Source organism: Psychrobacter sp. H26, assembly GCF_059073035.1.
In genome coordinates, this window is record NZ_JCACRW010000001.1 from 1,777,198 (window position 1) to 1,790,565 (window position 13,368).

10 protein-coding genes are annotated in these 13,368 nt (G+C 44.5%); 7 read left to right on the forward strand and 3 right to left on the reverse strand.

The features are described from left to right. Positions 1-8: 8 nt before the first annotated feature. The 3 genes from AC5JPT_RS07365 (at position 9) to AC5JPT_RS07375 (ending at position 2,146) form a co-directional block, all read left to right on the forward strand. Positions 9-851, forward strand: a complete 843-nt coding sequence (locus AC5JPT_RS07365) for a type III secretion system chaperone family protein (protein WP_493857645.1) — start codon at positions 9-11, stop codon at positions 849-851. A 146-nt stretch (positions 852-997) separates the two neighbouring features. Further along, positions 998-1,927 carry a histone deacetylase family protein gene (locus AC5JPT_RS07370; RefSeq protein ID WP_493857646.1) on the forward strand — a complete coding sequence of 310 codons (930 nt, stop codon included), beginning with the start codon at positions 998-1,000 and terminating at the stop codon, positions 1,925-1,927. A 12-nt stretch (positions 1,928-1,939) separates the two neighbouring features. Continuing rightward, on the forward strand, positions 1,940-2,146 hold the full coding sequence (locus tag AC5JPT_RS07375; RefSeq protein WP_319050928.1) for a DUF2905 domain-containing protein: 207 nt from the start codon (positions 1,940-1,942) through the stop codon (positions 2,144-2,146). Between the two features lie 165 nt (positions 2,147-2,311). Here AC5JPT_RS07375 and AC5JPT_RS07380 read toward each other — a convergent pair whose 3' ends face one another. Both AC5JPT_RS07380 and coaBC read right to left on the reverse strand, forming a co-directional pair. Next, positions 2,312-3,094 (reverse strand): TSUP family transporter, encoded by a 783-nt coding sequence (locus AC5JPT_RS07380; protein ID WP_493857647.1) that lies wholly within the window; start codon positions 3,092-3,094, stop codon positions 2,312-2,314. A 57-nt stretch (positions 3,095-3,151) separates the two neighbouring features. Next, positions 3,152-4,567 carry a bifunctional phosphopantothenoylcysteine decarboxylase/phosphopantothenate--cysteine ligase CoaBC gene (gene coaBC / locus AC5JPT_RS07385; RefSeq protein WP_493857648.1) on the reverse strand — a complete coding sequence of 472 codons (1,416 nt, stop codon included), beginning with the start codon at positions 4,565-4,567 and terminating at the stop codon, positions 3,152-3,154. 242 nt (positions 4,568-4,809) lie between these two features. Between coaBC and radC the strand changes: the two genes are divergently transcribed. From radC to AC5JPT_RS07400, 3 genes are all read left to right on the forward strand, one after another. Further along, positions 4,810-5,493, forward strand: coding sequence for a RadC family protein (radC, locus tag AC5JPT_RS07390; RefSeq protein WP_493857649.1), 684 nt, complete (start codon positions 4,810-4,812; stop codon positions 5,491-5,493). A 360-nt stretch (positions 5,494-5,853) separates the two neighbouring features. Continuing rightward, positions 5,854-8,784 (forward strand): acyl-CoA dehydrogenase, encoded by a 2,931-nt coding sequence (locus AC5JPT_RS07395; protein WP_493857650.1) that lies wholly within the window; start codon positions 5,854-5,856, stop codon positions 8,782-8,784. A gap of 494 nt (positions 8,785-9,278) precedes the next feature. Next, positions 9,279-10,655 carry a dicarboxylate/amino acid:cation symporter gene (locus AC5JPT_RS07400; RefSeq protein ID WP_319050933.1) on the forward strand — a complete coding sequence of 459 codons (1,377 nt, stop codon included), beginning with the start codon at positions 9,279-9,281 and terminating at the stop codon, positions 10,653-10,655. A gap of 97 nt (positions 10,656-10,752) precedes the next feature. On the opposite strand, the gene AC5JPT_RS07405 is transcribed toward AC5JPT_RS07400, so the two are convergent. After that, positions 10,753-11,508, reverse strand: a complete 756-nt coding sequence (locus AC5JPT_RS07405) for a TSUP family transporter (RefSeq protein WP_319050934.1) — start codon at positions 11,506-11,508, stop codon at positions 10,753-10,755. Between the two features lie 477 nt (positions 11,509-11,985). On the opposite strand from AC5JPT_RS07405, the gene nhaA reads away from it, so the two are divergent. Beyond that, the gene (gene nhaA / locus AC5JPT_RS07410) at positions 11,986-13,188 is read left to right on the forward strand and encodes a Na+/H+ antiporter NhaA (protein WP_319050935.1); all 1,203 of its coding nucleotides are present in this window, start codon (positions 11,986-11,988) and stop codon (positions 13,186-13,188) included. The last annotated feature ends 180 nt before the right edge of the window (positions 13,189-13,368 follow it).

Below are 13,368 nucleotides of genomic sequence, written 5' to 3' on the forward strand. Positions count from 1 at the left end.
ATACTATTATGAGTCAACGCAACAAACTCAGCCTGTGGCAAAAAATCAAACGGTTACTGACTGCATCCGCGCCGCAGTCGGTCATCGATGGTACAGGTGAGCAAGCAGATTTATCACTCGCTGATAGTAACGCTGACCACCATGCTAACACTGCTAACGATAAAACTGGTATATCCACTAATGTCATTGCCCGTAGTTCTGAGACTACTGATAATAACTCCTCTGCCGCTACCTCTGAACCAGATGCCAGCCAAGTCCGTGAGCAAATAAACTCCTCTCGTCTAAAGCCTGATCATTCAGTAGCGGAAACACAGCGCCCCAGTGACACGCCCATTGTCGACTGCTTAAAACAATATTTCAGCGATAAGCAATGGCACTATACGCATTATCGACCCAAGACGAATGATAGCCAGCAATCACATCACTTATCCTTGAGAATGCGCCACAAACAGGTCAACTGTGGTTATCTGTTTCGTGTACAAGAAAAAAATAAGCTGCTGGCTGTTTATGGTATCTTGCCATTTTTGATACCAGAGAGTCACCAAAATGCGGCACTACTACTCATTACCCAGATCAATTATGACATGCTGATCGGTAATTTAGAGATGGATATCAATGATGGGGAGATACGCTACAAAAACGCTATCGACGTTGAAGCCGTCGGTATTGATAATGATATCATTGAGCATTTGCTGCAAAGCGTGGTCGCGATGACTACCGTTGCCAATGAGCTGTTTGATAACCTAATCAACAATCAAGATCCTGCTGAAGATATGCAAACGCTGCTTATCGAGCTACGTCAGCAGTCAGATGCGCGTACATTCTTCTTGCCGACCCAGTTTGTTCAATAACTCGGTTTATTCAGTAAGCCAGTTTTTTCAGCAAACTGGTTGTTTATCAAGCGATAATTAGCGATAGCTCGCCTCTGTCTTTATGCTTATCTATCTAAAATAACCACCCTATCTACAACAACCCTCAATATGAAGCTAGAATTTTTATGCTAAAAATTGCCTACTCTGACGTCTTTCGTTATTCTGTGCCCGAAAAACATCGCTTCCCCATGCAAAAGTACATCTTGATTCCTGAGCGCCTACTGGCAGAAGGAACCATTACCCAAGACAATTTCTTTGCCCCTGCCCGCTTAAGCGAAGCTGAGATTCTGACCACACATACTCCAGAATACTGGTATCAGCTCAAAACGCAAACCCTACCACGAAAGGCTGTGCGAGCTATTGGGTTTGAGATGACGCCGCAGCTGGTGGAGCGTGGCCGCTATATTGCTCATGCCACCTATGAGTGCGCACTCTATGCTCAGCAATATGGCGTATCCATGAATGTCGCAGGTGGTACTCATCATTCTTTTGCCGGTCATGGAGAAGGGTTTTGTGTCTTTAATGATGTCTGTATTGCCAGCAACTTATTATTAAATCGCGGACAGGCACAAAAGATTTTGATTGTAGATTTGGATGTTCATCAAGGCAATGGTAATGCCAGCATCATGATGAATGAGCCACGCGTCTTTGTCTTTAGTATGCACGGTGCCAAGAACTATCCATTTCGTAAGCAAGTGTCCGATCTAGATATTGAGCTGGACAATGATGCAGGTGATGAAGCGTATTTGCAGATATTAGAGGAGACGTTACCTCGTTTAATTTCTGAAGTTGCGCCAGATATGATTTTTTATCAGTCTGCCGTTGATGTGCTTGCAACAGATAAGCTTGGCAAACTTGGTTTGACACCAGCAGGTTGCAAAGCACGTGATGAATACGTATTGCAGCAAGCAAAAGCTGCCAGCATTCCTGTTGCTATCGTGATGGGCGGTGGCTATTCAGAAGATATCGAAGATGTGGTCGAAGCGCACTGTAATACTTTTCGTTTGGCACAGCAGATATATTTTAGTGAGACTGTTCAACTTACAACGACATAAGGCAAAGTTTATATGGCGAAACTATTGATAGGCATAGGTATTGTATTGGTTATTATCGGTATTATCTGGTTGCTGTTTCCAAGTGCTTTTTCTTGGATAGGTAATATGCCAGGCGATATCAAACATACTTCAGGCAATACGCGAGTGTATTTCCCAGTAGTGACTATGATAGTGATTAGTGTCGTCGCGACTATTCTCTTAAATATGTTTAACCGTTAAACCATATTGAGAGACTCGATTTTTTCGATTACACCAACCCTCATAACCTCAGTAGCCTCGGTAACTTCAGCGAGCTTTTGAGCTAACCTTTGAGCTGACCATTGTTATGTTGAGCGTCCCTCCTATATTGGCTCTGACTTAACATAGTGTATCAAGACAACGATACTACAATAGTGCTGTGATCCCCTGCCAGCCAACGCGTACGCCAAGCACGATTAAGATCAATAAAATAAGCTGACGAAAACGTGCTTGTGGCAAATAACGACGTAAACGAATACCAATCAAAAGCGTGGCTATAGATAATATACTCAAAAAAGCAATTAACTGCCACTCGCCGCTGCTAAGCGCCATGATAGGCTCGCGTAAGACGATAATTTGGGCGATTTTTCCTAAGAAGTAGCACATGTTGCCCACTTTGGCGATAGTGTTTTTATCATCACTTGCAGACAATAGATACATCATCAAGATGGTGGACATGGCATTGGTCGAACCGCCGATAACGCCTGCACTAAAGCCAACAGCAATCAGTACTGGCTTGGTATCTGATAAACGGATTTGTTTTCCGAGTAGGCTACTCACCACATAAAAGGCTATTACCGCCGCCAATAGCAATAAAATATAAGCGCTATTGATCCATAGCAACAGCTTAGCGCCCAAAATACTACCGAGTAAGCTGGTAAGCGCAAGCAGCCAATAGCGCCTGCCGTAATAGATAAAGTTTTGCCAAATAGTGCGCTCACCACCTGCCAACCATGTCATTGCATTGAGTAGTAAAGAGGGGAAAATAACCAAGACAATGGCGTGTGGCAACGGGTAAATACTGGCAAGCGCCGTGGTCGTCACCAAGGTCACACCCAGCCCACTAATACCATGTAACAGCGATGCCAGCGCAAAAATAATCGTCAGCACTAGCATCTGAGTGCTATCGTTACCAGCCATATCTATCATATCGGTCACACCATTTTAGGCTCTGCGCTCATATCTACTGGTTGTAAGCCTGTACCTTTAGCCGTTTTTGCGTTGACCGATTGCTTCACCGATGATGCCAGCCAACTGCTCAGCGATTTTGTCTTTGCTGGTCTTTTCTAGTGCTATCGCATCACGTGCATAATACTCTGAGAAGAATACCTGCATTGCATTATCGTCGCTGGCAAAACCAATATCTGCGCGTGAGACATCGTTACAAGCAATCATATCGAGATCTTTTGCGACCAATTTACCACGTGCATAACGCTCAACATCTTGCGTTTCTGCGGCAAAGCCGACGACAAACAGCTCTGGATGCGCAAGAGAAATGGTCGCTAAAATATCAGGGTTCTTGACTAAGCTGAGTGTCATCGCATCTTGCGTTTTTTTGATTTTTTGCGGTGCGGCTTCTTCAGTACGATAATCGGCAACTGCTGCAGTCGCGATAAAGACATCTGCCTTTGTGACTGGGTTGTGATCATGAGAATGTAGCGAGTCGTGGTCATAGTCGTAATTATGATTGCCATCTTCACCGCAACCACAATCGCTATGATGATGTTCTTTGGAGTGAGTATGAGTATGAGAATGATTGTGCATATGCTCATGAGAATGGTCGTGTTCTTCTTCAAAATCCAGTTGCAGCTCACTGTGCGTGCCATCCACACACTGCTGTGCAGCAATCAGCATATCTTCGGCAGACAGCACATCGATACGTGTGACATTGAGCGGTGTAGGCAGAGCGACTTTGCCGCCTGCAATCAAGACGACATCTGCACCAGCTGCAACGCAGGCACGCGCTAAAGCAAAACCCATTTTTCCTGAAGAGTGGTTGGATAAGTAGCGTACAGGGTCAATTGCCTCTACCGTTGGACCTGCAGTAATAACGACCCTTTTACCTGCTAATAGCTGGGGTGTCGTTTGTATTGCATTGAATAGCAATACTTCGGCTAATAACTGCTCAGGCTCAGGCAATCGCCCTGCGCCTACATCACCGCACGCTTGCTCACCGCTGGCTGGTTGGATAATTTGATAATTCATATCCCGTAGGGTTTGTACATTTAAATTCACTGCTGGATGCGCCCACATCTGCTGATTCATCGCAGGAGCAAGAATAACAGGTGCTGTAGTGGCAAGGCACACTGTGGTCAATAGATCATCGGCCATACCCATGGCCAGACGTGCGAGCGTGTTGGCAGAGGCAGGTGCGATGACAACCAAATCAGCCCATTTAGCCAGCTCAATGTGACCCATGCCAGCCTCTGCTTGCTCATCAAGCAATGAGACATGCACTTCGTTACCTGTCAACGCTTGTAGGGTTAGCGGCGTGATAAAAGCTTGTGCGCCTGTCGTCATAATGACGCGCACATCAAAGCCTGATTTGATTAATAAACGGGCAAATATGGCAGATTTATAAGCGGCGATACCGCCAGTAATAGCAAGCACAATATTGGACATAAGCGTGGCATCAACAAAAAAGTAAAAAGATAAAATTGCGCTTATAGTAACAACTATGAGATAAATTGGGTAAGATTTTCCGTATTTACCTCGTTATAGTCCATACGCAATAAGACAATACAAGAAATTGAGTATCAGTGGCACATGAGTCTGGCTTGCTATATTGATGCCGCCACCGAGTTATTGACCGTGTTATTGTAAGTAGGCTACAAGCAGTATCAATCCATTTTCAAGGAGTGACAATGGCAATCAAAGACTGGCATGAAGACGACAGACCACGCGAAAAACTACTGAAATTTGGCGCAGCTCATTTATCCGATGCTGAGATATTGGCTATATTTTTGCGGACAGGGACTCAGTCTCTATCAGCGATTGAGCTGGCGCGTCAATTAATCAATCAATTTGGCAGCTTAGCTGAGCTATTGTCTGCGCCGCAACAGACCGTTCTCGCCTGTCACGGGATTGGGCCTGCGAAATACACTCAGATACTGGCATCGCTTGAGATGGGCACACGCTATCTAGATAGCAAGCTCAAAACAGGTCAGGCGCTTGGACGCTCGCAGGTGGTCAAAGATTATATCAGCACCCAGTTACGCGGCGAGCATCGTGAAGTGTTTGCCGTACTTTGTCTCGATAATGCATTGAACCTTTTGAACTTTGAGATACTGTTTACTGGCGGTATCTCATCTTGTTCTGTCTGTATGAAGCATGTATTGCGACATGCCCTGAGCCACGCTGCCAGTCAGTTGATCATTGCCCATAACCACCCTCATACTGACGCAAAGCCATCAAATGCGGATAACCTACTGACTTATGAGCTAAAAAAAGCATGTGACTTATTAGACATCTCACTTGTCGATCATATTATTGTTGGTCGCAATGAAACCTTATCCTATGCCGAAAGCTGTCTTGTGCCTTTTGGCTAGTCTATAACGCTAGTTGCTTAGCAAGTCGCCATATTTTAGTCACTCTTAAGGCTTTATCCATCAGAGCCTAATAGCTATACACTGCTTGATACATATTGTCGACACAGCGTAGCATTTAGGGTCTTGATAGTCATCGACAACTGTTTCATATTAGTGGCCATTCTTGTTATTTATTTATCAATCACTTGCTAGACCGTTAATACTAACATTTAAAAAATGTAGAATCGGGCATTTAGTAACTAGAAAATCATTCGATTTATTTATAAAACAGTAAGTGGTAAGACATAACAATAATTACAGTTACCTGTTTCACTCACATACTTTTCACGCTTTTTATCCAGCATTTCAAAGGAGATAGTCATGGCAATTGGCTTGTTTATTTTGGCAGTCATCATTCAATTAGCCGTGGTCTTGGCCATCTTTTTGTTGTCCTTATCACGGGTTACTGGCAGTATCGTCGCGCTAATAACGGTCATCGTTACGGCAGTTATTAGTCCCTGGTCGCTCATCTTGGGCATACCAATGGCGCTGCTGTGCTTGGTCTTACTCGTTGCACCACTGCGCCAATCCTTGATTACAAAGCCTGTCTATAAGGCACTTGGCGGTGCCATGCCAAGTATGAGTGATACCGAGCGTGAAGCGCTTGATGCGGGTACTAGCTGGTGGGAAAAAGAGCTGTTCATGGGGGCGCCAAACTGGGATACTTTTGCCAGCTACCCTTATCCGAAACTATCAGAAGAAGAGCAAAGCTTCATTGATAATGAAGTAGAAGCCTTGTGTACCATGCTCGATGAGTGGCAAATTCAGCACAAAGATAAGGAGCTGTCACCTGAAGCATGGCAATTTATAAAAGACAACGGCTTTTTGGGTTTGATTATCCCAAAAGAGTTCGGTGGTCTAGAATTTAGCTCTTATGCACAAAGCCGAGTGATGAGTAAGATTGCGTCGCGCTCACCGACTGCTGCTGTAACCTGCATGGTTCCCAACTCGCTCGGCCCTGGTGAGCTACTAATGCACTACGGTACAGATGAGCAAAAACAGCGCTGGCTACCAGGTCTGGCCAAGGGTGATGAAGTGCCTTGCTTTGGTCTGACTGGTCCTGAGGCAGGATCGGATGCAGGTGCAATTCCTGATACTGGCGTGGTCTGCTATGGCATGCATGAGGGCGAGCAAGTACTCGGCCTACGTATGAACTTTTCTAAGCGCTGGATTACCTTGGCGCCTATCGCCACTGTAGTCGGTCTAGCATTCAAGATGCACGATCCAGAAGGACTGCTTGGTAATCCTGAAAAAACTGATTATGGTATTACCTGTGCGCTTGTTCCTGCTAGCCACGAAGGCGTCGTAACAGGCCCACGTCATAATCCGATCGGCTCACCATTTATGAATGGTACAGTCGATGGCAAAGATGTCTTCATCCCGTTAGATTACATCATCGGTGGTGTCGAAAACGCTGGTCGCGGCTGGCGTATGCTGATGGAATGTCTCGGCGTCGGTCGTGGCATCTCTTTACCAGCTCTGTCTACATCAGCCAGTGAAATGACGTATTTGTCTGTCGGTGCGTTCGCAAAAGTACGCGAACAGTTCAAGATCTCAGTCGGTAAGTTTGAGGGTGTGCAGGATGCTACTAGCCGTATGGCAAGTAACACTTATATGTTAGAAGCGTTCCGTCACTTGGTGACTTGCGGGTTGAACCAAGGCGGTACGCCGTCAGTCATGACTGCTATGGCGAAATACTACGCGACTGAAACCATGCGCAGTGTGGTCAACGACGGTATGGATGTGGTCGGTGGCCGCGCCGTACAGATGGGTCCGCGTAACTTCCTAGCCACACCTTATCAAGCGATCCCTGTATCTATCACCGTTGAGGGCGCCAATATCTTGACGCGCTCATTGATGATTTTTGGTCAAGGTGCGATGCGCTGTCATCCATATCTATTTGACGAGCTGCAACTGCTACAAAGCGAAGATAAAGCTGCGGCGACCCAAGAGTTCGATACTCTTTTCTTTAAGCATTTGGGCTATACCTTTAACCGCGGTGCAAAAGCGTTTGTGGCAGGGTACGTTGGTGGTAGTAATGATGCACCAAGTTTTGCTGACGCTTTCACTCGTCCTTACTACAAGCATATCAACCGTTTAAGCGCGAGCTTTGCACTAACTGCGGATATGGCGTTAGGTTTGCTAGCAGGTGATCTAAAACGTAAAGAGATGCTGTCTGGTCGCTTAGCAGACATTCATAGCCACTTATTCATTGCGACTGCCATCTTGCAGTTTTATGAGTATGGTAGTAAATCAGAGTCTGAGCGACTGCATGCCGAAGTTGCGCTACAAAATAGCTTATATACGGCTCAAGAAGCCTTTGTCTCTTTCTTTGCCAACTTCCCGAACCGTATGGCAGCCAATGTGGTTAGCTTTGTGACCTTCCCTAGCGGGCGTATTTTTACGCCAGCGAGTGATGAGCTCAAGCGTCAATTGGGCGATACGTTCATGGATGATTTTGCGGCAAACCCATTTCGTGATTATCTGAAAACCATGGTCTATTACAATACCGATGCAGACGATGTGACTGGTCGGATGGAACATGCTTATCAGACGTTAGTTGAAATTGAACCGTTGTGGCAGAAGTTCAAAAAAGCAGAACATCAAGACAGCTTTGAAGGACTGACGTTTGAGGATCATGTGGTACATGCCAGCCAAAACGGCGGTATTACCGAAGAAGAAGCGGAAGTACTGATTCAATATAATGCCATGCGCTTTGACTCGTTATTGACCGATACATTTGACGAGCATCTATCAGAAGCGCTAGAGCGTGACAATCCACACGCTCTTGAAAACGCGGTTCATCAACTGACGGACTACGCTCAGCTAAAACAACAGGCTCAAAGCAAACGCGGTATGTCTGACGATATTGATACGGCAGCGGATACTGACGCTCCAGCTACCGATGCTCTAGCTACTGGTAAGCTGAATGATACTTCAAATACAGACACAAAAACGGGTGACGAAAACCCCAATCACGGTTACGAGAGTGATGGTGACGTAGAGATGGTAAGCGAACAGGATACTGCCGAAGAAGTAACCTCACAGACAGATTTTAAGAAATCAAAACCGCAAGCAGACGCATTAGATCATCGTTACCGTGATGCTGAGTCACATCTCAGTGAGCGTATGAGTAACAATCACAGTCGCCACATTGATCCACCCGATGAGGCTCATAATAGTGCTGAAGCGAATACCCTCAAGCATTCGGAGCAGCCAGTGCATGTACCACAAGAGGATGATAAAGTATAAATAAGCATTTATTGTAGATAGCGCCACTATTACGCTTAGTACTTATAGTGCTATCTACCCTCAAAGAGCCAGACTGTCCCTATGCGACCGTTTGGCTTTTTTTATTACTAAAATTTAGGGGCGTTTAAAGTCGATACTGAGTCCGTTGCATTAGGTTGGTCCGATATCCGATATAAAATCTCGATGTTTAGCCAGCCTCAAAACTCTTTCATAAATATTTTGTTTCATATAAGAAACAAACGGTTTAGAATAAATAATGATTATTTTATGGGCACATCGTTGTGAAAATTATCATCGTCTCAGAATAAAATGGTAAAAAAATCTTGCAGTGCCCTTAACTATTCTTTTATATTGTCCCCGAAAACGTGACATCAAGCGACAATCATAATAACTTAATAGTCATAACACGCATTATAGTTAGGTAAATAAACACGATCATGAGCTCTGAGTGATTGCTGACTATAGCGCTGTTGTGCACACAAAGGATATGAATTATGTGGAAGAATTTGGGACTGACGGGCAAGATTATTGTTGCCATGGTGCTTGGTATTGCACTGGGTTTATTTTTAAACTATTCGGGATTGAATGGCGAAGGTGGGTTTGTTAATACCTATATCACTAATGGCTTTCTTGCCATTATCGGTAAGCTATTTGTTAACTCACTAAAAATGTTGGTCGTACCATTGGTACTTATCTCACTGATCTGCGGTGTGTGCGGTATTGGTGATATTCGTCTATTAGGACGTATCGGTACCAAAACATTTATGATCTATATGTTCACCACCGCGCTTGCGATTGCAACAGCGATTGGACTGGGTTCACTATTTGGTATTGGTAAAGGCATGAACATTGGTACTGATGCGACTTTTGAAGCCGCGTCAGCACCGCCTTTACTTGATGTATTCTCAAACATTGTCCCATCGAACCCTATCAGTGCGATGGCCAATGGTGACATGTTATCGATTATCTTCTTTGCGATTTTGATCGGTGTGAGCATCTTGATGGTTGGCAAGCCTGCCAAAGGTTTGGTTCAGAGCCTAGAGCTTATTAATGAAGTCATCTTGAAGATGGTGACGATCATTATGAACCTAGCACCTTATGGTGTGTTTGCACTATTGACCAAAGCAATGGCAGAGCTGGGACTAGACTTGATCTGGTCACTACTTGGTTATGTTGCGGTATTAGTTGGCTCATTAGCATTCCACTTCTTTATCACGATGATGATTGTACTCAAAGTCGCATCAGGTCTATCTATCAAGACCTTTTTGGCAAAAATGCGTGAAGTACAGATCTTTGCTTTTAGTACGTCAAGCTCGAACGCGACGATTCCTATTACGCTGCGTACCGTTACCAAGCGTATGGGTGTTAATAACTCAGTTGCGTCGTTTACCGTTCCTTTTGGTGCCACCATCAACATGGATGGTACTGCCATTATGCAAGGTACTGCGACCATTTTCATTGCCAATATTTATGGTATTGATCTGGGAGTTACCGAATATCTAACCGTTATTTTAATGTCGGTTCTTGCTTCTGTTGGTACAGCTGGTGTGCCTGGTGTTGGTCTCATCATGCTGTCTATGGTATTTGCTCAGGTTGGTCTACCAATCGAAGGTATTGGTCTAATCTTGGGTGTGGATCGTATCCTTGATATGTTACGTACCGCTGTAAACGTCGGCGGCGATGCTGCTGTTACGACTATCGTAGCAAAATCAGAAGGCAAAATGGATTTGGCTATTTACAATGATCCTAACGCTGGTGCAAAAGACGTATTCGATGGTCATATCGACGAAAATAACGAGCGTGAATTCTCTGAAGTATTCAGCGATGGCATCATGGGTAGTGAGTACGATGACGTAGATCGTCGCCGCTAATCACATCTATTGGATAAATAATGTCATAAAAAAACCTCAGTCACCTATGCACATGGACTGAGGTTTTTTTTGTGATGGGTATATTTATTATTTTTATTTAGCCAAAAACATACTTGGTCAGCATGGCCAAACATACCACGACAATCATCGGACGAATCAGCTTGCTACCGCCTTTTACCACCATATGTGAGCCAAAATACGCACCAATGGTTTGACCTACCATCATCGCCAGTCCTACTTTCCACAGTACATTACCGCCCAAAATAAAGAATATGAGTGAGCCGATATTGGTAGATAAATTCAATACCTTTGCGGTACCTGTCGCCTCGATAATCTGTCGACCACGCAGCGCCACATTGCCAAGCGCAAAAAACATCCCTGTACCTGGACCAATATAGCCATCATAAAAACCAATGAGTGGCGCTACAATCTTTTGCCATTTACCCTCTGAGATGCGCGGTGCAGCTTCCACTTCCCCAAGCCTAGGCGCAAACAACGTATAAATACCGATAGCCGCAATCAAAAAAGGAATCAGTTTTTCGAGTAAATCTGGTGGCGACATCTGCACCGCGATGGTACCTATGACTGACCCGATAAAAGCGGCAATAATCGCCACTTTTATACGCTGTGGTTTAACGACTCCTTTTTTGATCATTGTAATAGAAGCTGCAAGCGCACCTGAGGCCGCTTGGAGCTTGTTTGTGCCAAGCGTGAGTACCGGAGGGATGTTAGCCAGTAGCATGGCAGGTATGGTCAGTAGTCCACCGCCCCCAGCAATAGCATCAATAAATCCTGCCAATGCTGCCACCGCAGTGAGCATCAAAATGATCTCTAATGAGAATGTTAAATCCATAACGCTGACCTGCAAAATATCGTAAGAAAAAAGTGAGCTTGAAAGATGAGACTAGCATGTCACTGATGTGAGGCTACTAGCAGTCAGACAATTGAGTCATTGAAATCGACAAGGGAGCCGGGACAACCTCGTAAAGCGTCGATCATTATAGAGATAAAACTGCAAAAAAAGCCAAAAACCTACCAAAGTCTGCTAAATTTGTTTAATAACGACTGGGGTATCATTTATAAAAGACCTTTTGTTAAAAAGATTTAACGACTTACAACTATGTTGCTCAGCGTATCACCTTTATAATGTCACTATAATGAGTACAACAAAGTGGGCTAGCAGGTTTGTTTGGGCGTATTTTGTTGTCTATATCGATAAGAGTATGAGAAACTGTTGCTGTCTATTTGCTACCCTCGCATTGTTGGTAGCGCAGACATTGATGGATATTTGAGGTTATTTAGTAAATTGTATTTAGCGAATGAGGATGATATGGCAATACGAAGGATTAAGGCATTTTTTGAATTTGAGGCAGCAGGCGGTATCGTCTTAGCATTGGCTGCCGTTGCTGCAATGATCATTGCCAACTCCCCTCTTCATGTGTGGTACGAAAGTTTTATTCACGCGCCAGTTGCGATTCAGATTGGTGATTTTGCTATTGCCAAAGATGCCCACCACTGGATCAATGATGGCCTTATGGCGGTTTTCTTTTTCTTAGTTGGACTTGAGCTCAAGCGTGAAGTACTCATCGGTGAGCTGTCTAACGTCAAGCAAATCATCTTGCCAGCTGGTGCAGCATTAGGTGGTATGATTATGCCAGCAGCGGTGTACATACTTTTTAATCTCAATGAGCCTGAGTACTGGAAAGGCTGGGCAATTCCTGCAGCAACCGATATTGCCTTTGCACTGGGTATTCTGAGTCTATTAGGTAGCCGCGTACCCAACTCCCTAAAAGTATTCTTGGTCTCTATCGCTATTTTTGATGATATTGGTGCGATTTTAATCATTGCTCTATTTTATACTAGCGAGTTGTCATTGGAGTCATTGGCAGTAGCCGGTCTATGTCTGCCATTCTTGTATCTGCTCAATCGTCGCAATGTGACCAGTATTACGCCTTATCTGCTTATCGGTATCGTTATGTGGATTGCGGTACTCAAATCAGGTATCCATGCCACATTGGCAGGCGTGGTTTTGGCCTTATTTATCCCTATGTTTGACCGTACTGATCCTGAGCACTCTCCATTAGAGGAGCTAGAGCACGATCTCCATAACTCTGTTGCCTTTGGTATTTTGCCAATATTTGCTTTTGCCAACTCGGGGATATCACTCGAGGGCGCAGGTCTTGCTGAGCTATTCCACTCAGTGCCGCTAGGTATCGCTGCAGGCCTGTTCATCGGCAAACAAGTGGGTGTTATGGTCATGTGCTGGTTAATCTTCAAGCTTGGTCTATCAACCATGCCAAAAGGGATGGACTATAAGCAAATATATGGCGCAGCATTATTATGTGGCGTTGGCTTTACCATGAGCTTATTCATCGGCGGCTTGGCGTTTGCTGGTGATACAACGATGTTTGATGAGCGCTTGGGTATCATCATGGGTTCTATCGTCTCTGGTATCGCAGGTTATATCATGCTCAAAGTGAGCTTAAAAGACAATGTCAGCGGCACGTCGGTCGACTTGACCCGCTCTCATTAATATCAAAACGAGCGACTTATGAGCCTTTAGCTTATAAGTCGTTTTTTATTATGTACAGGTCGCTTGTTATCGTGGATAGATATACTGCAACCAGCTGACTCATAAAACCTCAGTAACTATCTATTAAATGGCTATCTATTAAACGATAAATTTAACAGCGGTCAAAGGCTTGTTAAGGAT